At 64.8% G+C, this 19,367-nt stretch carries 17 protein-coding genes; 8 read left to right on the top strand and 9 right to left on the bottom strand.

What is annotated here, in order from left to right:
* Positions 1-70: 70 nt before the first annotated feature.
* The 7 genes from miaB to U0025_RS11825 all read right to left on the bottom strand — a co-directional run bounded on the left by miaB (position 71) and on the right by U0025_RS11825 (position 5,066).
* A complete protein-coding gene (gene miaB, locus U0025_RS11855; protein ID WP_004207598.1) occupies positions 71-1,435 on the bottom strand; it encodes a tRNA (N6-isopentenyl adenosine(37)-C2)-methylthiotransferase MiaB in 1,365 nt (454 codons plus the stop codon).
* A 9-nt stretch (positions 1,436-1,444) separates the two neighbouring features.
* Positions 1,445-2,203, bottom strand: a complete 759-nt coding sequence (locus U0025_RS11850) for a lysophospholipid acyltransferase family protein (RefSeq protein WP_004207597.1) — start codon at positions 2,201-2,203, stop codon at positions 1,445-1,447.
* Between the two features lie 4 nt (positions 2,204-2,207).
* A complete protein-coding gene (locus U0025_RS11845) occupies positions 2,208-2,630 on the bottom strand; it encodes a Fur family transcriptional regulator (protein WP_004207596.1) in 423 nt (140 codons plus the stop codon).
* Positions 2,631-2,756: 126 nt separating this feature from the next.
* The gene (locus U0025_RS11840) at positions 2,757-3,182 is read right to left on the bottom strand and encodes a Ros/MucR family transcriptional regulator (protein WP_004207595.1); all 426 of its coding nucleotides are present in this window, start codon (positions 3,180-3,182) and stop codon (positions 2,757-2,759) included.
* A gap of 111 nt (positions 3,183-3,293) precedes the next feature.
* Positions 3,294-3,776, bottom strand: a complete 483-nt coding sequence (locus tag U0025_RS11835; protein WP_004207594.1) for a GNAT family N-acetyltransferase — start codon at positions 3,774-3,776, stop codon at positions 3,294-3,296.
* A complete protein-coding gene (gene tsaB / locus U0025_RS11830) occupies positions 3,773-4,399 on the bottom strand; it encodes a tRNA (adenosine(37)-N6)-threonylcarbamoyltransferase complex dimerization subunit type 1 TsaB (protein ID WP_004207593.1) in 627 nt (208 codons plus the stop codon). Before tsaB ends, U0025_RS11835 begins: the two co-directional genes overlap by 4 nt.
* Positions 4,400-4,487: 88 nt before the next feature.
* A complete protein-coding gene (locus U0025_RS11825; RefSeq protein ID WP_004207592.1) occupies positions 4,488-5,066 on the bottom strand; it encodes a NifU family protein in 579 nt (192 codons plus the stop codon).
* A 105-nt stretch (positions 5,067-5,171) separates the two neighbouring features.
* On the opposite strand from U0025_RS11825, the gene U0025_RS11820 reads away from it, so the two are divergent.
* From U0025_RS11820 to U0025_RS11810, 3 genes are all read left to right on the top strand, one after another.
* Complete coding sequence (locus U0025_RS11820) at positions 5,172-5,642, top strand: pyridoxamine 5'-phosphate oxidase family protein (RefSeq protein WP_004207591.1); 471 nt, start codon at positions 5,172-5,174, stop codon at positions 5,640-5,642.
* A 279-nt stretch (positions 5,643-5,921) separates the two neighbouring features.
* Entirely contained in the window at positions 5,922-7,352 is a 1,431-nt protein-coding gene (locus tag U0025_RS11815) for a DEAD/DEAH box helicase (RefSeq protein ID WP_004207589.1), read from the top strand.
* A gap of 206 nt (positions 7,353-7,558) precedes the next feature.
* Positions 7,559-10,456 (top strand): M16 family metallopeptidase, encoded by a 2,898-nt coding sequence (locus U0025_RS11810; RefSeq protein ID WP_004207588.1) that lies wholly within the window; start codon positions 7,559-7,561, stop codon positions 10,454-10,456.
* A gap of 9 nt (positions 10,457-10,465) precedes the next feature.
* On the opposite strand, the gene U0025_RS11805 is transcribed toward U0025_RS11810, so the two are convergent.
* Positions 10,466-10,636: a hypothetical protein gene (locus U0025_RS11805; RefSeq protein ID WP_004207587.1), complete on the bottom strand. Its 171-nt coding sequence runs from the start codon at positions 10,634-10,636 to the stop codon at positions 10,466-10,468.
* 227 nt (positions 10,637-10,863) lie between these two features.
* On the opposite strand from U0025_RS11805, the gene U0025_RS11800 reads away from it, so the two are divergent.
* The gene (locus U0025_RS11800) at positions 10,864-12,144 is read left to right on the top strand and encodes a Xaa-Pro dipeptidase (protein WP_037491645.1); all 1,281 of its coding nucleotides are present in this window, start codon (positions 10,864-10,866) and stop codon (positions 12,142-12,144) included.
* 47 nt (positions 12,145-12,191) lie between these two features.
* Here U0025_RS11800 and U0025_RS11795 read toward each other — a convergent pair whose 3' ends face one another.
* Positions 12,192-12,779: a TetR/AcrR family transcriptional regulator gene (locus U0025_RS11795; RefSeq protein WP_004207585.1), complete on the bottom strand. Its 588-nt coding sequence runs from the start codon at positions 12,777-12,779 to the stop codon at positions 12,192-12,194.
* A 116-nt stretch (positions 12,780-12,895) separates the two neighbouring features.
* Here U0025_RS11795 and U0025_RS11790 point away from each other — a divergent pair, with 116 nt between their 5' ends.
* The 4 genes from U0025_RS11790 to U0025_RS11775 all read left to right on the top strand — a co-directional run bounded on the left by U0025_RS11790 (position 12,896) and on the right by U0025_RS11775 (position 19,318).
* Positions 12,896-14,086 (top strand): efflux RND transporter periplasmic adaptor subunit, encoded by a 1,191-nt coding sequence (locus tag U0025_RS11790; protein WP_004207584.1) that lies wholly within the window; start codon positions 12,896-12,898, stop codon positions 14,084-14,086.
* 3 nt (positions 14,087-14,089) lie between these two features.
* Entirely contained in the window at positions 14,090-17,269 is a 3,180-nt protein-coding gene (locus U0025_RS11785) for an efflux RND transporter permease subunit (RefSeq protein ID WP_004207583.1), read from the top strand.
* 2 nt (positions 17,270-17,271) lie between these two features.
* Entirely contained in the window at positions 17,272-18,690 is a 1,419-nt protein-coding gene (locus U0025_RS11780; RefSeq protein WP_004207582.1) for an efflux transporter outer membrane subunit, read from the top strand.
* 94 nt (positions 18,691-18,784) lie between these two features.
* Entirely contained in the window at positions 18,785-19,318 is a 534-nt protein-coding gene (locus U0025_RS11775; RefSeq protein WP_004207581.1) for a methylated-DNA--[protein]-cysteine S-methyltransferase, read from the top strand.
* Positions 19,319-19,367 lie beyond the last annotated feature (49 nt).

Raw genomic sequence — 19,367 nt, 5'->3', positions numbered from 1 at the left:
GTAAGGACCGGCAGGCGCCGTGGGTCGGGGAGATGGCTTCCCGGCTGTGCGGGAATGACGAGGCTTTGGTTCAAGCGGCTTTCCTCCTGCTGATTTCGCCGGCCAGGCTGTTCGGGCCGGCGCTGATGATATCGACATCGACCATGTCGCCAATGCCATATTCGGGCGCGGTGACGTGGACGGATTGCAGCCAGGGCGTCTTGCCGATCAGCTGGCCGGGATAGCGGCCCTTGCGTTCGAGCAGGATGCTGGTGGTGCGGCCCACCGTGGCGCTGTTGAAATCGACCTGATGGCGGTTGATCGCGGCCTGCAGCCGGGCCAGCCGTTCGTCCATCACCGCCGCCGGGATCTGGTGATCCATGTCCGCCGCCGGGGTGCCGGGGCGGGGGCTGTATTTGAAGGAATAGCATTGCGCATAGCGCACTTGCTCGACGATCTTGAGAGTATCTTCGAACTCTGCGTCGGTTTCGCCGGGGAAGCCGACGATGAAATCGCCCGACAAGGCGATGTCCGGCCGGGCCGCGCGCACGCGTTCGATGATGCGCAGATAGCTGTCGACCGTGTGGCTGCGGTTCATCGCCTTCAAAATGCGGTCATTGCCCGACTGCACCGGCAGATGGAGGAAGGGCATCAGCTTGGGCTCGTCGCCATGGGCGGCGATCAGGCCGTCGCTCATGTCGTTGGGGTGGCTGGTGGTGTAGCGGATGCGCTCCAGCCCGCCGAGCTTCGCCAGTTCGCGGGCCAGGCCATCCATGCCCTGCATCCGGCCCTTGTCATCCTCACCGGTCCAGGCATTGACGTTCTGGCCGAGCAGGGTGATCTCGCGCACGCCGCCATCGACCAGCGCCTTGGCCTCGTCCAGGATCGCGGTCCAGCTGCGGCTGATTTCCGCGCCGCGGGTATAGGGCACGACGCAATAGGTGCAGAATTTGTCGCAGCCTTCCATGATCGTCAGGAAGGCGGTCGGTCGGGCCTGCTTGGTGCGGCCGGGCAGGGCGGCGAATTTGGAATTGGCCGGCATGTCGGTGTCGACCGCATCCTCGCCGCGCTGCGCCTTGCCGATCAGGTCGGGCAGGCGGTGATAGGCCTGCGGGCCGACGACGATGTCGACATTGCGGGCACGGCGCTGGATCTCGCCGCCCTCGGCTTGGGCGACGCAGCCCGCGACGGCAATCATCGGGCGCGTGCCATCCTCGCGGGTCAGGCGGCCAATGTCGGAATAGACCTTGTCCACCGCCTTTTCGCGGATGTGGCAGGTGTTGAGGATGACGAGGTCGGCTTCTGCGCCATCGGCAGCAGCGGTCATGCCGCGCTCGCCCAGCATTTCGGCCATGCGTTCGCCATCATAGACGTTCATCTGGCAGCCGAAGGATTTGACCTGGAAGGTGGCCGGGCCCTTGCCGGCTTTATGTTCGGGGGCGTCGTTACGATTCATGCCGTCCAGCTATACAGGCGCTTGGCCCGAAGAGGAAGGTGGCAGGTGCGCGGCAATGCTCGCAGCGATCCGCTGGTGCGCGGTGGCCGCCAATATCTTGCGATCGGCGCAACTTGCCGGGTCGAACGGCTCCAGGAACCGGATGGTGACAGGCAGGCGGCCCTTTCGTTCCAGTAGCCGCTTGGCGTTGGCGCCGGCCGGTTCGTCGCCGTGCCAGGCGATCTCCGCCGTGGCCGCGCCATAGTCGATATGGACCGGCTGGATCATCACTGCGCGCGGCGGCGGCATCAGCACGGCGAGCAGCGAGGGCTTGAAGGGCAGCAGGCCACTGCCGTCGCTGGTCGTGCCTTCAGGGAAGAGGGCAATGGGCTGATGACCGGCGAGCGCGGCGCGCAACGCATTGAGCTGGCCCGACAGGCTGCCGCGCTTCTCGCGCGAGACGAACAAGGTGTTGTTCTGGGCCGCGAGCCAGCCGATCACCGGCCAGCTGGCAATGCCGTCATGGGCGACGAAGGCGGCGCCGGTGGCATCGGCCAGGGCGAGAATGTCGATCCAGCTGACATGATTGGCGACCAGGAACATGTCGCTGTCGACCGGGCGACCTTCCACCCGGACGCTGGCGCCGACCGAGCGGGCCGCCATCCCCAGGAAGCGGCGTGGCCAGGGGGATGGACGGCGAAGCAGGCGCCACAAGAGGTGCGGGGGCAGGCAGAGCAGCAGGCTGCCCAGCAGGGCGGCGATGCGGCCTGCCCGGCGCAGTGGCGCCAAGGCGTCAGTCCTTACGGTCGAGGGCGACGCCGTACAGTTCCATGCGATGGTCGACCAGGCGGAAGCCGAGCTTTTCGGCGATCTGCTTCTGCAGCAGTTCCAGCTCGGGATCGACGAATTCGATGACGTTGCCGGTTTCGACGTCGATCAGATGGTCATGATGCGATTCCGGGGCCGCTTCGTAGCGGGCGCGGCCGTCGCCAAAATCGTGGCGTTCCAGAATGCCGGCTTCCTCGAACAGGCGCACGGTGCGGTAGACGGTGGCGATCGAGATGCCCGGATCGATGGTGGACGCGCGCTTGTGCAGTTCCTCGACATCGGGGTGATCGGTCGCGTCGCTCAGCACCTGGGCGATGACCCGGCGCTGTTCGGTGATGCGCAGGCCCTTTTCGTGGCAAAGGGCTTCGACGTCGATCTTGCGGTTCATGCGGGGGGCTGGCTCGCTTCAAAAATGGAAAAGTCGGACATTGCCTAGCCGCTTTTGTTCCAACGGAAAAGGGGCGCATCGTCGATGCGCCCCTTTCGCAATAGGTAAATGCCGAAGTTGTGGGGCTTATTTGCCGCCACGGGTCCGGCGGCGCTTGGTGCCCAAACCGATCTTCTTGGCCAGCGAGCGGCGCTGTTCGGCATAATTGGGGGCGACCATCGGGTAATCGGCCGGAAGGCCCCACTTGGCGCGATAATCTTCGGGGGTCATCTGATAATGGGTCATCAGGTGACGCTTGAGCATCTTCAGCTTCTTGCCGTCTTCCAGACAGATGATGTAATCCGGCTTGATCGATGCACGCACCGAAACAGCCGGTTCCGGCTTGACTTCGGGGGCGGGCGCCGGGGTCGAAAGACCGGTCAGCGCGGCATGAACATTCTGGATCAGGGTTGCGACGTCGGAAACAGCAACACTGTTGTTCGAGACGTGCGCAGCGACAATGTCGGAGGTCAGAGTGACGAGCAGTTCGCTCTGTGCCGATTCGTTTTCCATTTTTCTTGTTTCCTGCAAAGGCTTCTATTGTGCGACCCGCCTGAGGAAATGGATTCAGAGCGGTATATCTTGGCTAGACCCTGTGGCCTGCCTTCGCAAGAGAAGATTGGCTTAAACAAGCATGTCGATGCGAAAACTCAAAGCGTCATGAAGCTTTCCATCATTGCCCCGATAGTAACCGGGGCGACGATGTACATATTCGAAACCAATAGTCTCATAAAGTTTGACCGCCATGTTCGATGCGCGGACTTCCAGGTTCATCGACGTGATGCCGCGGCGACGCGCCAGCGTCAGGCTGTGACCCAGCAGGGACCGGCCAATGCCACGGCCACGCCATAGCGGATCGACCGCCAGCAGCAGCAGTTCGCATTCGTCCAGCACCGAACGGACCAGGGCGAAGCCGAGCGGGGCCGCATCGACATGGGCGACGGTCAGCCATGTGCCCGGCATGGTCATGACCCCCGACAATTGGGGCAGAGTCCAGGCCTCGCCGAACAGCGGGTCGAAGGCGCGGGTCATCACTTCCATGGCGTCGGCGAGCGCATTGCGCTCGCCCTCATCATAGGTGTCGAGCGTCAGGCCGGCGGGGATCATGAAGCGGTGCGCTCCGCGATCGTCTTGGCGTCGGCCTCGCGGCCATAGAGCGGGGAGGGGGCAAGCGGCGGCAGCGCTGCAATCAGGCTGTAGCGCGCGGCTTCGGGATAGAGGGCAATTGCGGTGCCGTCGCCGCGTGCGGTGACCAGCGCCTCGGCGCCGGTGCCGTAAAATTGCGTCATGTCCAGTTGGGTCGCGAGCGTGGCGATCGGCGTGGAGGCGGGCTGGGTCGTGGCGGTGCGGCCATCGGCCTCGAACAATTGCCAGAAGAGTTCGCCATGGCCGCCGGTGATGGTGACGGCGATCGGACCTTCCTGATGGTCGGCGGCCGCCATCGCGGCGATCAGCGAAAAGGCGCTATAGCCATGGAGCGGCACCGACCAGGCGAGTGCCAAGGCGCGGGCGGCGGCGATGCCGATGCGCACGCCGGTGAAGCTGCCCGGCCCGACATCGACCGCGATCGCGTCGGCGCGCCCGCCATCGGGCAGCGCGGCGATCGCGGGCAGCAGCGCTTCGGCATGGCCGCGGCCGACGATTTCATGAAAATGGCCGATTGGCTGGCCGTCTTCCAGCAGCGCAACGGACAGCGCCTGCGTGGCGGTGTCGATGACCAATATGCGCAAATTCACTCCCCCGAAGCCGCGGTGCCGATATGGATATGGCTGCGGTTAATCGATCCGGGGCGATTTGCCAAATCCGGTCATCGCAGCGTCAGACCGCGCGGACTTCCGTCACTTCCGGCACATAATGTTTGAGCAGCTGCTCGATGCCGTTCTTGAGCGTGGCGGAGGAGGAGGGGCAGCCGGCACAGGCGCCCTGCATGCGCAGATAGACGGTGCCCTTGTCGAAGCCGCGATAGATGATGTCGCCGCCGTCATTGGCCACGGCCGGGCGCACGCGGGTTTCGATCAAATCCTTGATCTGGTCGACGATCTCGGCATCTTCCGGATCATCGGTGAAAGCCTCTTCTTCGGCCGGGACGCTGAAGCCTGCGGCCGTGCCGGCGGCGAACAGCGGCATGTTGGCCGAGAAATGGTCAAGCAGGATCGAGAGGATTTCCGGCTTTACGTCGCTCCATTCGGCGCCCGGCGCGATCGTCACCGAAATGAAGTCGGCGCCGAAGAAGACGCCGGTCACGTCACCCAAGCCGAACAGCGCATCAGCCAGCGGCGAGGCTTCGGCCTCTTCGGGGCTGGCGAAGTCGCGGGTGCCCGCGGCGCCCATGACGGCCTGGCCGGGGAGGAATTTGACGGTCGCCGGATTGGGCGTGAGTTCGGTCTCGATCAGCATGGCCGCTATGTGGCGACGTGCGCGCGCGAGATCAAGCGGTCAAAGGGAACTTCGGCGGCGTCGGGCCATTTCCTTTGGTGAAGCCCCAGATAAGGAGATAGAAAGATGAGCGACGACAAGGATATTCGCGAGCGTTTCTGGACGGACCTGTCGAGCAGCCCGTTCCTGATGGTGGGGTTGCAGGGCAGCCATGCGCACAGCGTGCCGATGACCGCGCAGCTGGACAAGGATGCCGATCATTGCTTCTGGTTCTACACCAGTCGCGACAATCGGCTGGCCGCCGGCGGGCCGGCCATGGCGCAGTTCGCGGCGAAGGATCATTATCTGTTCGCCTGCATCAACGGCACGCTGGTGCCGGAGACCGACGAGACGGTGATCGACCGTTATTGGTCGAAGCAGGTCGAGGCCTGGTATCCGGGCGGACGGCAGGATCCCAACCTGCTGATGCTGCGCTTTGACCTTGGCACGGCGGAGATCTGGCGCGCCGATCTGTCGATCGGCGGGGTGTTCAAGATGATGTTCGGCGGCGATGTCAGGGCAGAGTTGCGCGACAAGCATGCCGAGGTCAGCCTCTAAAGGACTGACATGATGTTGGGCGGCCGTGGGCGAAATCCCGTGGCCGCTTGCTTTTCGGCGGCATTTGCCCCATATGTGCGGCAGCGCAGCATGGCCCTTTGGGCCCGATAGCGATTGGCAGCGTGATCGTTCCCGGCTCTGACAGGCCCTGGGAACCGGCCAATGACAGTCTGCGCCAAGCTTGAGGCTTCCCTATTCACGCGGGTCGTTTCCTAACCCGCCTTGCGCCCTTGCTGCGTCCGCAGACAGGTTGGCGCCCGGCCGACTTGTGAGTTTCTCATGCATTTCAATGAACTTGGTCTTTCCGAGCCGATCATCAAGGCGCTTACCGCCAAGAAATATGCCGAGCCGACGCCGATCCAGCAAAAGGCCATTCCGGTCCTGCTGGAAGGCCGCGACCTGTGCGGCATCGCCCAGACCGGCACCGGCAAGACCGCAGCCTTCGCGCTGCCCAGCCTCGACTATTTCGCGCGCAATCCCAAGCCGACGCCGATCAAGGGCTGTCGCATGCTGGTGCTGTCGCCGACCCGCGAGCTGGCCGCCCAGATCGCCCAGAGCTTCCGCGACTATGGCCGCTTCCTGCGCCTGTCGGTGGAAACCGTGTTCGGCGGCGTGCCGGTCAACAAGCAGATCCGTGCCCTGTCGGCCGGCGTTGACATCGTCGTCGCCACCCCCGGCCGCCTGCTCGACCTGATCGACCAGCGCGCCTTCACCATCAAGGACACGGAAATCTTCGTCCTCGACGAAGCCGACCAGATGATGGACATGGGCTTCATCCATCCCCTGAAGCGTATCGCCAAGCTACTGCCGCGCGATCGCCAGAACCTGTTCTTCTCGGCCACCATGCCCAAGGAGATCGAGGCGCTGGCCGGCCAGTTCCTCAATGATCCGGTCAAGGTCAGCGTCGCGCCGCAGTCGACCACGGCCGAGCGCGTCCGCCAGCAGCTGACCTTCGTCAACCAGGCGGAGAAGCAGGCGCTGCTGCATATCGTGCTGAAGACCGAGGAGATCGACCGCGCGCTGATCTTCACCCGCACCAAGCATGGCGCCGACCGCGTCGTGCGCTTCCTGGAGGGCGCGGGCATCCAGGCCTTCGCGATCCATGGCAACAAGAGCCAGGCGCAGCGCACCACCGCGCTGCAGGCGTTCCGTCATGGCCATTGCAAGCTGCTGGTCGCGACCGACATCGCCGCGCGCGGCATCGACGTGTCGGGCGTGTCCCACGTCATCAACTTTGAAATCCCGAATGTGCCGGAACAATATGTCCACCGCATCGGCCGGACGGCGCGTGCCGGCGCGGACGGCATCGCCATCAGCTTCGTGGCGGATGACGAACGGCCTTATCTGAAGGCGATCGAGCGGGCGACCAAGGTGAAGCCCGAGATCGTGCCCCTGCCGGAGAATTTTCTGGAGGCCGTGCGCAACCTTCCCAAGCCCGCGCCGCAGCGCAAGGGGCCGAGCCAGAGCCCGGCCCAGCAGGCCAAGCGCGCCGAAGGCCAGCGTCGCTATCAGGAAGGGCAGAAGGCCCAGCGCGGCGCCCCCGACAAGGCTCGCCGTGGCGAAGGGGGGCATCGTGGCGAGGGTGCGCATCGTGGCGAAGGCGATGGTGCCGGCGCCAAGAAGAATTTCCGTCGTCGTCGTGGCGGCGGCGGTGGCGCCGTCGGCACGCACAAGGGCGCGGTCCAGCGCACCGGCGCACCGCGCGGCTAATAGCTGAGGCGTTCCGGGCGCTCCCCATGGGGCGTCCGGGACGAACCGGTCTGGCGCGCTCCATTTTGCTTCCGCGCCATATCTTCATTGTCGCATCGCGTGGGGCGCAAGACCGGTTCCCCCTTCTGTGCGCGATGCTCCGATGCCGCGGCGTGACCATCTTTGTCAGTGGTCATTCAGGAAAATGCCGTTAGGCTCCCCTGCCTATGCGTTTGACCTCTCGCCGTTCGGCCGCTTCGCTCACCATTCTTGCCCTGCTTCTGTCGGGCTCTCCCCTGCCGCTGGCGGCCAGAACCGATCCTTCGGTCGCCGGGGCAAAGGCCGCGCCGGGCGGCAGCCAGGCGGATATCCGCCCCTGGCTCTACGAAAATAGTGACGTGCCGATCGACACGGAGTGGCGGTTCGGCACGCTGTCCAACGGGCTGCGCTATGCCATCCGCCGCAATGGCGTGCCGCCGGGGCAGGTGTCGATCCGTCTGCGCATCGATGCGGGATCGCTGATGGAGCGTCCCGATGAACAGGGCTATGCCCATTTCATGGAACATCTGTCGATGCGTGGGTCGCGCCATGTGCCCGATGGCGAATCGAAGCGCATCTGGCAGCGGCTGGGCGTAACCTTTGGCAGCGACAGCAATGCCGCGACCACGCCGACCGGCACCACCTATGCGCTCGACCTGCCCCAGGCCAATCAGACGAGCCTTGGCGAAAGCCTGAAGATCCTGGCCGGCATGATGACCGACCCCAATATCGTCGACAGCGCGGTCGATGCCGAGCGGGCGGTGGTGCTGGCCGAACGGCGCGAGAGCGACGGGCCGCAGATGCGCATTTCCGACGCAAGTCGCCAGCATTTCTTCGCCGGCCAGCCCTTGGCCGACCATGCGCCGATCGGCACGGTCGCGACGCTCAACGCGGTGACCGCGGCCAAGGCCGAAGCCTTCCACCAGCGCTGGTATCGCCCGGAAAACACGGTGATTGCCATTGCCGGCGATATCGACCCGGCGTTGGCCGAACAATTGCTCAAGGATAATTTTGCCAGTTGGCAGGATAGCGGCAAGGGCGCCGAGCAGCCCGATTTCGGCGAGCCGGACCCCAAGGCGCCGGCCACCCGCGTCGTGGTGGAGCCGGGCTCGCCGACGGGCCTCACCATGGCCTGGCTGCGCCCGTGGAAGCCCCATGCCGACACGATCGTCTATAATCAGGACAAGCTGACTGACATGCTGGCGCTGCAGATCGTCAGCCGACGGCTGGAGCAGGCGGCACGGGCCGGGGGCAGCTTCCTGGCGGCGGGTGTCGACCAGCAGGATATCAGCCGGTCGGCCGACGGCACCTTCATCACCATCACGCCCACCGGCGAGAATTGGGAGAAGGCGCTGGCCGATGTGCGTGCGATCATCGAGGATGCGAAGGCCGCGCCGCCGACCCAGCAGGAAATTGACCGCGAATATGCGCAGCTCGACACGGCGCTGGCGATCCAGGTCGAAAATGCCGACACGGAAGCCGGGGCCAAGCAGGCGAGCGATCTGGTGAGCGCGGTGGACATTCGCGAAACCACGGTCAGCCCGCAGGCCGCGCTCGACATCTTCCGCTCCGGCAAGCCGGCGATGACGCCGCAGAAGATACTGGATTGCACCCGCCGCCTCTTTTCCGCCGGGGTGTTCCGGGCGATGCTGATCACCGGCAAGGTCGAGGCGGGGCAGGACCAGAAGCTGGCCGCTGCGCTCGCCGCGCCGGTCAAGGCGGCGACCAATGCCCGCCTCGCCGACAAGGCGGTGACGATGGACGACCTGCCCAAATTCGGTGTGCCCGCGACCGTCGTGTCGCGCACGCCGGTCGGGTTGCAGGGCATGGAGAGCATCACCTTCTCCAACGGCGTCAAGCTGACGCTGTTCGCCAATGATGCGGAGACCGAGAAGGTGCGGATCAACGTCCGCTTCGGTCATGGGCAGCAGGCCTTTTCACCCACCAAGCCGGTGGCAAGCTGGGCTGGCGATTATGCGCTGGTGGCGAGCGGCATCGGCAAGCTGGGCCAGCGGGAACTGGATGACCTGACCAATGGTCGGCGCATGGGCATGCAGTTTTCGACCGATGATGATGCGTTCGAATTGCAGGCGGTGACGCGCCCGGCCGATTACAAGGACCAGTTGCGCCTGTTCGCCGCCAAGCTGTATCAGCCCGGCTGGGATCCGGCACCGATCGCGCGGGTGAAGACCGGCGCCTCGGTCGCTTATGACGCGATGTCGCGCGCGCCCGATGGCGTGCTGGGGCGCGACCTCAACTGGCTGCTGCATGACAAGGATGTGCGGTTCCGCACCCCGTCCAAGGCGGAAATCAACGCGCTGACGCCGCAGAGCTTCCGCCAGACCTGGGAGCCGATCCTGGCTTCGGGGCCGATCGAGATCCAGATTTTCGGCCAGGTGAAGGCGGAAGAAGCGATCCAGGCCGTGGCGGCGACCTTTGGCGCGATGCCGGCCCGCCCGGACGTGCCGGTGCCCGCCGCGAACAAGGTGCAGCGTTTCCCCGCCCATGTCGAACAGCCGGTCATCCTGCGCCATGATGGCGACAAGGAACAGGCGGCTGCCGTCATGGCCTGGCCGACCTCGGGCGGCTTTGCGCTGACGAAGGAGGCGCGCCAGCTCGAAATCCTGACCCAGATCTTCAATGACCGGTTGTTCGACAAGCTGCGCTCGACCGAGGGCGCGGCCTATTCGCCGAGCGTGCAGAATAGCTGGCCCTTCTCCTATGACAGTGGCGGCTATATCTTGGTGACGAGCCAGGTGCGGCCGGACCGGGTCAATTATTTCTACAGCGTCGTGAAGGAAACGGCGGCCGATCTGGCAAAGACGCCGATCAGCGCCGACGAACTGCAACGGGCGGTGGCGCCGATGCGACAGTTGCTGATGCGCGCCAGCACCGGCAATGCCTTCTGGATGGGGCAGATGGAAGGGGCGACCCACGACCCCCGCTATGTGCAGGCGATGCAGACGATGAGCCAGGATCTGCTCAACGTCACACCGGCCGATATCCAGGCGCTGGCGACCAAATATCTGGTGCCGGGCAAGAGCTGGTCGGCGGTGGTGCTGCCACAGGGTGTGGCCGCCAAATAGGCGGCTGGATCAGGCGGAGGCGGCTTGCGCGTCCTCCGCCTGCAGCAATTGCTCGTAGAGCCGCGCATATTCCAGATGCATGTTGCGGAGCGCCGGTGTGGCCGATCGCGCCGCCAACTGGCGGTTGCGGTCGCGTCGATGCTCGAAATAGGCGCGGCCGAAATTCGCTTCCAGATCCATGAAATACCTCCCTCGATTGATCCTCCAATGGGCGGGGCGCCAACAGGTTGCGGGCAGGGCGGGGGCTTGCGGTGGACGGGGGTGAAACAGGGGCGGGTGGCGCGATGCCGCCATCCATCTTTGCCCTTGATGCTTGCCGGCCTTGGTCGCTAGGTCAGGGACTTGGGGCAATGATGATCCGGCCATGCACGGTCTGGACGTCGATCGCCCAGGGGGATTTGCATCGCATGTTGAAGACTGTCCGGGCATCGGCCATGGCCGCCACCATCCTGTTGTCGCTGGCCGCATCGCCCGCGCTGGCCGAGCAGGTGGTCGTCACCGCGGACCATATGGTCGATGTGCTGGCCGGCAAGACGGTCGATCATCCGGCTATCTTCATTACCGACGGTCGCATTACCGGCATCGCCGACGCGCGCACCGTGCGCTGGGGCAGCGACGTCCGCCATATCGACCTGTCGGGCAAGACCATCCTGCCGGGGCTGATCGACATGCATGTCCATTTGACCAGCCTGGCGGAAGTGGGCGGCTATCAGGGGCTGCGCTACACCGACAGTTTCTGGACAGCCGTGGGCGTCAAGAATGCGCGGATCACGCTGAAGGCCGGTTTTACCACGGTGCGCAATGTCGGGTCGGCCGATTTCGCCGATGTGGGCCTCAAACAGGCGATCGAGGAGGGGCAGATTGTCGGGCCGCGCATCATCCCGGCCGGCTATGCGATCGGTGCGACCGGCGGCCATTGCGATGGCGGTGGCCTGCCGCCATCGATGGATCGCAAGGAACCCTCGGTTGTCGACAGCCCGCAGGAGGGCCGCGCCAAGGTGCGCTGGCTGCACAAATATGGCGCGCGCGTCATCAAGATTTGCGCGACCGGCGGCGTCTTCTCGCTGGGCGACGCGGTCGGCGCCCAGCAATTGAGCTTTGACGAGATGAAGGCGATTGCCGACGAGGCGCATATGCTGGGCCTCAAGGTCGCGGCGCACGCCCATGGCAATGATGGCATCCGCACCGCGATCGAGGCGGGGATCGACACGATCGAACATTGCAGCCTGGCCGATGACGAGACGATCAAGCTGGCGGCGAGCAGGAAGACCTGGTTCGACATGGATATCTATAATGACGATTATATCCTGGCGACCGGCACGGCCAATGGCACCGAACAGGAAAGCCTGGACAAGGAGAAACTGATCGGGCGTCTCCAGCGCGAGACGTTCCGCAAGGCGGTGAAGGCGGGCGTGCCGATGCTGTTCGGTACCGATGCCGGCGTCTATCCCCATGGCGACAATGGCAAGCAATTCGCCAAGATGGTCGAATGGGGCATGACGCCGATGCAGGCGATCCAGGCGGCGACCGTCAGCGGCGCCAAGGCACTGGGCTGGGAAGCCGATGTCGGCGCGATCGCCGTCGGCCGCTATGGCGACATCGTTGCGGTGCAGGGCGATCCGCTCAAGGATGTGACGTTGCTGCAGCATGTCAGCGATGTGGTGAAGGGCGGCGAACTGGTGGAGTGATCCGCCGCTGCCGGTTCACGATCGGCGTGAACCGGCTTTCGCTTCGATCAGCGCACGGCCTTCAGGCCTGCCACGATCATCTGGGCGGCGCGTCGGGCCGACGCTTCCGGGCTGAGATTGGGGCGCGACAAGCTGCGATGGCCAAGGCCGAACATACAGGCCAGGATCATCTCCTCCGCGCCGTCCAGCGCTTCGCCCGAAAGCTCCGGATTGGCGGCGCAGGCAAAGTCGCGAATATCGTCGCGGAAGCGGCCGCACATGGTGCCGATCATCTCGCCGACGGTCGGATTGCGGAAGCTTTCGGCCAGGATGTCGAACGACAGCGCCTCATCCTTTTCGTCAATGACGTGCAGCATCAGTTGCTCGAACGTATCGTCGATGCTCAACTCGCCACTGTCGAGTCGTTTGCGCAGGATATCGACGTCCTCCGCCCACTGATCGGCGTCGGCATGGACGATAGCCTCGATGATATCTTCCTTTCCTTTGAAAAGCCGATATATTTGCCCCACTGATACCTGTGCGGCGGAAGCGAGTTCGGCCATGGACGTCTGGTGGAAACCATGGCTGTTGAACAGGTCTCGCGCCGCTGCAAGTACACGGTCGCGACTGCTTTTTTCATGCTGCGCTGCAACCATTTTACCCTCGGAAAATTGTTTTTCTCTTGAATTCCCTCTGACAGCTTCTTAGGTGCGCGGCAAGCGGAATGAACGTTCATTCCGGTCCTGCGATATTTATCGGATTGGGAAAATTGATGCAAAAGGGGAACTTCTTCGGATTGCTGGCCTGTGTTTCGGCCCTTGCGCTGAGCGCTTGCGGTCAGGAAGCGCCGCCCGCACCGCCGCCGCCGAGCGTGGGCGTGGTGACGCTCAAGACCGAGTCGGCACCGTTGCTGAACGAACTGCCGGGCCGCATTTCGGCCTTTGAAACGGCCGAAGTCCGGCCGCAGATCAGCGGCGTGATCCGTCGCCGCCTGTTTACCGAAGGCGGCACTGTCCAGGCCGGGCAGCTGCTCTACGAGATTGAGGACGCGCCCTATCGCGCGGCGCTCGCCCAGGCCCAGGGCTCGCTGGCCAATGCCCAGGCGGCGATCCGCTCGACCGGGCTGCAGGCCCAGCGCTACAAGGATCTGGTCGGCATCAACGCCGTGTCGAAGCAGGAATATGATGACGCGGCGGCCGCGGCCCAGCAGGCGCGCGCCAATGTTGCGGCGCAGCAGGGCGCGGTGCAGGCGGCACAGGTGAACCAGAATTTCACCCGCATCCGCGCGCCGATTTCGGGCCGCATCGGCCGTTCGCTTCTGACGCCGGGCGCGCTGGTCCAGACCGGTCAGGCCGATCCGCTTACCACCATCCAGCGCACCGACCGCGTCTATGTCGACGTGACCCAGTCGGCCGCGCAGATCATCGACCTCAAGCAGGCGATGAAGGCCGGCGGCATCAGCGAGGCGCAGGGCGCCCGCATCCAGCTGATCCTGCCCAATGGCAGCGTCTATCCGGGTGAAGGCCGCTTGCAATTTGCCGATGTGACGGTGGATTCCAGTTCGGGCGCGGTCACGCTGCGCGCGATCTTCCCCAACGCCGACGGGCTGTTGCTGCCGGGCATGTATGTCCGCGCCAAGCTGATCGAGGGTGAGCGCACCCAGGCGATCCTGGCCCCGCAACAGGGCATTTCGCGCGACGCGCGCGGCCGGGCTACGGCGATGGTCGTGGGCAAGGACAACAAGGTCGAGATGCGCCAGGTCACCGTCGACCGCGCGATCGGCGACAAGTGGATCGTCACCAGCGGCCTGAAGCCGGGCGATCAGCTGATCGTTGAAGGCTTGGTCAATCTGCGCCCCGGCACGGTGGTGAAGCCCGGCGCGCCGCAGCAGGTGACCGCGCCTGAAGGCGGCGCGAAGCCGGCCGCTGCACAAGGCGCGTCGAACGCGGGCGAGGCGCACTAAGCCATGGCCCGCTATTTTATCGACAGGCCCATCTTCGCATGGGTCATCGCCATTGTCATCATGCTCGCGGGCCTGCTCGCGATCCGGTCGCTGCCGGTCGCGCAGTTCCCGGAAATCGCCCCGCCGGCGGTGACGATCCAGACCACCTATCCCGGTGCCAACGCCCAGACGCTGGAAAGCACGACGACGCAGATCATCGAGCAACAGCTCAAGGGCATCGACAATCTGCGCTATTTCTCGTCCACCAGCGATGGTTCGGGCAATCTCAACATCACCCTGACCTTCGAGCAGGGCACCGATCCTGACATTGCGCAGGTGCAGGTGCAGAACAAGCTGTCGCAGGCGACCCCCCTGTTGCCGCAGGAAGTGCAGCAGCAGGGCCTGCGCGTGGGCAAGTCCACGTCCAGCTTCCTGCTCATCATGGCGGCCTATTCGGACGATGGCATCCACGATCAGGAAGACGCGGCGGACTTCATCGCGTCCAGCCTTCAGGATCCGCTGAGCCGCGTCACCGGCGTCGGCGATACCCAGCTGTTCGGTTCGCAATATGCGATGCGCATCTGGCTCGACCCCTACAAGATGGCCAATCTGGGCGTGACCACCGGCGACGTGAAGTCGGCGATCACCGCGCAGAACGCCCAGGTGTCGGCCGGCCAGATCGGTGGTTCGCCCTCGCCCAAGGGCCAGGCGCTCAACGCCACCGTCACCGCCCAGTCGCGCCTGCGCACGCCGGAGGAATTCCAGAATATCCGCCTGCGCAGCAACAGCGACGGTTCGGTCGTGCTGATGAAGGATGTCGCCAAGGTCGAGCTGGGCGCGGAAACCTATGGTTTCGGCGTGAAGTTCAACGGTCATCCGGCATCGGGCTTCGGCATCAAGCTGGCACCGGGCGCCAACGCGCTCGACACGGTGGAAGCGGTCAAGGCGCGCGTCGACCAGCTGTCGAAGAATTTCCCTAGCTGGGTCAAATATGACTTCCCGGTCGACAACTCGACCTTCGTCAAGCTGTCGGTGGAGCAGGTCGTCCATACCCTGTTCGAAGCCGTGCTGCTGGTGTTCGTCGTCATGTTCCTGTTCCTGCAGAACTGGCGCGCCACGTTGATCCCGACGATCGCGGTGCCGGTGGTTCTGCTGGGCGCGCTGGCGATCCTCAGCGCAGCCGGCTTCACCATCAACACCCTGACCCTGTTCGGCATGGTGCTGGCGATCGGCCTGCTGGTCGACGACGCGATCGTCGTCGTCGAGAATGTCGAGCGTCTGATCCAGGATGAAGGGCTCAGCCCCAAGGAAGCGGCCAAGAAGTCGATGGACGAGATCAGCGGCGCGCTGATCGGCATCGGCCTGGTGCTGTCGGCGGTGTTCCTGCCCATGGCCTTCTTCGGCGGCTCGACCGGCGTCATCTTCCGCCAGTTCTCGATCACCATCGTGTCGTCGATGATCCTGTCGGTGCTGGTCGCGTTGATCCTGACCCCGGCGCTGTGCGCCACCATCCTCAAGCCCGCCTCGCACGGGCATAGCTGGAACGGGCCGATCGGTTCGATCCTCGGCCGCTTCTTCGACTGGTTCAACCGCACCTTCGACAAGGGCGTGGTGCGCTATGGCAAGGGCGTCGAGAAGGTCGAGCGCAGCTGGGTCCGGACCATGCTGGTCTATGGGCTGGTGGTGGTCGGCATGGCCTTCATCTTCCTGCGCCTGCCCAGCGGTTTCCTGCCGGACGAGGACCAGGGCATCATCATCAACCAGGTGTCGCTGCCCGCGGGCACGACGCTGGAAGAGACCGAGCGGGCCCTCGCCCGGATGCGCGACCATTATCTGGTCGACGAGAAGAAGAATGTCTCGGCCGTGTTCACGGTCGCCGGCTTCGGCTTCGTGGGCCAGGGCCAGAATGTCGGCATCGTCTTTGCCCGTATGAAGGACTGGCATGAACGGTCGGGTGCGGACAATCGCGTGCCCGCGATCGCCCTGCGCGCCAATATGGCGTTCCAGAAGATCTCGTCGGGCATGGCCTTCGCCTTCGTGCCGCCGGCCGTGCAGGAACTGGGCAATGCGTCCGGTTTCGACTTCCAGCTGCTCGATCAGGCCAATCTTGGTCATGAGAAGCTGCTGGAAGCCCGCAACCAGTTGCTGGGCATGGCGATGGGCGACAAGCGCCTGGCGCAGGTCCGTCCCAATGGTCTGGAAGATACGCCGCAGCTGAAGCTGAATGTCGATCAGGCCGCAGCCGGTGCGCTGGGCATCGCCCAGTCGGACGTCAATGACACGATCAGCACCAATCTGGGCGGATCCTATGTCAACGACTTCATCGACCGCGACCGCGTGAAGCGCGTCTATGTCCAGGCCGATGCACCGTTCCGCACCTCGGCCGACGCGATCAACGCCTATCATGTGCGTGGCAGCACGGGCGTGATGGCGCCGCTCTCCGCCTTCTCCACCACGGAATGGGTCCAGGGCCCGGCCCGTCTGGAGCGCTACAACGGCGTGCCGTCGATGAACATCCAGGGCGCCCCGGCACCTGGCGTGTCGAGCGGCACCGCGATGCAGGCGATGGAAGAGTTCGCGGCCAAGCTGCCGGCCGGTATCGGCTATGCCTGGAACGGCATTTCCTATGAGGAACAGACCTCCGGTGGACAGGCGCCCTATGTCTATGCGCTCTCGATGCTGATCGTCTTCCTCTGCCTGGCTGCGCTGTATGAAAGCTGGTCGGTGCCGATCGCGGTCATGCTGGTCGTGCCGCTGGGCGTGCTCGGCGCGGTGATCGCGGCGACGCTGGCGGGCCTCAACAACGACATCTATCTGCAGGTGGGCCTGATCACGACCATCGGCGTGTCGGCGAAGAACGCGATCCTGATCGTGGAATTTGCCGAAGAGAAGATGCGCGAAGGGCTGCCGCCCGCCAAGGCGGCGCTGGAAGCGGGCAAGCTGCGTCTGCGGCCGATCCTGATGACCAGTTTCGCCTTCATCTTCGGCGTGCTGCCGCTGGCCGTGTCCAAGGGCGCGGGCGCGGGTGGCCAGAACGCCATCGGCTGGGCCGTGGTCGGCGGCATGCTGTCCGCCACCGTCCTCGCCATCTTCTTCGTGCCGGTCTTCTTCACCGTGGTGAAGCGGTTGTTCCGCGAACATCATGAAGGGGAAGAACAGCGTAACGCCGACGGCGAAACGCCGAACGCACCGCAGGAGGCATAAGAATGTTGCGTAATATCAAAGCAATGTCGGTCGCCTCTCTGGCGCTGACGCTGGCCGCCTGTGACATGGCGCCCAAATATGCCCGCCCCGAAATGCCGGTGCCGCAGGCCAGCCCCCAGGGGCCGGCCTATGCGGCCGCGGCGGACGGCGGCGCGGCGATCGTGCCGGCCGATACCGCCTGGCGCGATTTCTTCACCGACCCGCGTCTGGTGCGGGTGATCGAGACGAGCCTCGCCAACAATCGCGATCTGCGCATTGCGGTCGCCAATGTCGAACAGGCGCGGGCGCAATATAAGGTGCAGCGGGCCGATCTTTTGCCGACCGTCGGGGCCACCGGCACGGCGACCTATTCGGAACAGCCGCTGGTCCAGTTCGGCCAGAGCCAGCGCCTCAATACCGACGTCTATCAGGCGCAGGTCGGCATCTCTGCCTGGGAAATCGACCTGTTCGGTCGGGTGCGCAACCTGACCAAGGCGGCGCAGGAGCAATATTTCGCCTCGGTCGAAAACCGCAACGCGGCCCAGACCGCACTGGTGGCGGAAGTGGCGACGGCCTGGGTGAACATGGCCGCCGATCAGGAATTGCTGTCGATCGCGCGGACGCTGGCGACCGCGTTCAAGGAGACGCTGGACCTCAACAAGGCCCGCTTCGACAAGGGCATCGCGTCCGAACTGGAAGTGCGTGAGGCACAGACCAGCTATGACCAGGCGCGCGCCGCCATCGCCAGCGCCACCACGCTGGTCGCGCAGGACCAGAATGCGCTGAACCTGCTGGCGGGCACGACGCTCGGCAGCGAGGATCTGCCCTCGGCTCTGCCGGAAGGCCATGTCACGCTCGACAATCTGCCGGCGGAATTGCCCTCGACCCTGTTGCTGCGCCGGCCCGACATCGCGTCGGCCGAGCATCAGCTGATCGCGGCCAACGCCAATATCGGTGCGGCGCGGGCGGCCTTCTTCCCGCAGCTGTCGCTGACGGCGGCGCTGGGCACGGTCAGCCTTGGCCTGTCCGGCCTGTTCAAGTCGGGTAGCGACACCTGGTCGGTGGCGCCCAGTGCGACCCTGCCGATCTTCGACTTCGGCCGGAACAAGGGTAATCTTCGCTATGCGAAGGCGACCTATGACGCGATGCTGGCCACCTATGAAAAGAGCGTGCAGACGGGCTTCCGCGAAGTCGCCGATGCGCTCGCCCGGCGCGGCACGATGACCGATCAGGTCGAGGCGCAGACCTCGCAGCGCGATGCTGCGCGCAAGGCCTATGACCTGACGCAGGCCCGCTTCCGCGCGGGTGTCGACGGCTTCCTGCCGACCCTGGTGTCGCAGCGGACCCTGTCGAGCGCGGAGCAGAGCCTGGTGACGACGCGGCTGGCGCGGCTCACCAACATGATCGAGCTGTATCGCGCCATGGGTGGCGGCCTGAAATGATGCGGCCTGCCGCTTGCGGACTTTGACCGCAAGCGGCAGGAAGCGGGGGCGGGGATCATCGCCTATCTCCAGCGGTGACGCATGGAGGATGACGATGACCCTGGCCTGTATGACGATGCCCTCGCCGGTGGGCGACCTGACGCTGGTCGCGAGTGACGAAGGACTGATGGCGGTCCTGTGGCCCGACGATGATCCCGCCCGCGTCCGCCTGGGTGCCCGGTCCGAAGCGACCGACCATCCGGTGCTGCGCGAAGCGGCCTCCCAGCTATCGGAATATTTCGCCGGCCAGCGGCAGCGTTTCTGTGTCCCGCTGCATTTTCAGGGCACGGATTTCCAGCGCCAGGTCTGGGCCGCGCTGCTCGACATCCCGTTCGGCGAGACGCGCAGTTATGCCGACATCGCCCGCGCCATCGGCCGCCCGACCGCGACCCGTGCCGTCGGCGCCGCCAATGGCCGCAACCCGATCTCGATCATCGCGCCCTGTCACCGGGTGGTCGGCAGTAATGGCGCGCTCACCGGCTTTGCTGGCGGGGTGGAAACCAAGAAATATCTGCTCGACCTGGAGCAGGGACGGACTGATCTTTTTTCCCTTGCGTCGACAGCTTTTGCCGATGCCGAAGCGAGATAGTTCAAAACGGTCTTACCATTGTGGGCGCATTGCCCTGTGCCGTTCAAAG

This window comes from Sphingobium yanoikuyae, from assembly GCF_034424525.1.
In the GTDB taxonomy this organism is placed as follows: Bacteria; Pseudomonadota; Alphaproteobacteria; order Sphingomonadales; family Sphingomonadaceae; genus Sphingobium; species Sphingobium yanoikuyae.
This window is presented reverse-complemented; position numbering and strand designations above follow the sequence as displayed.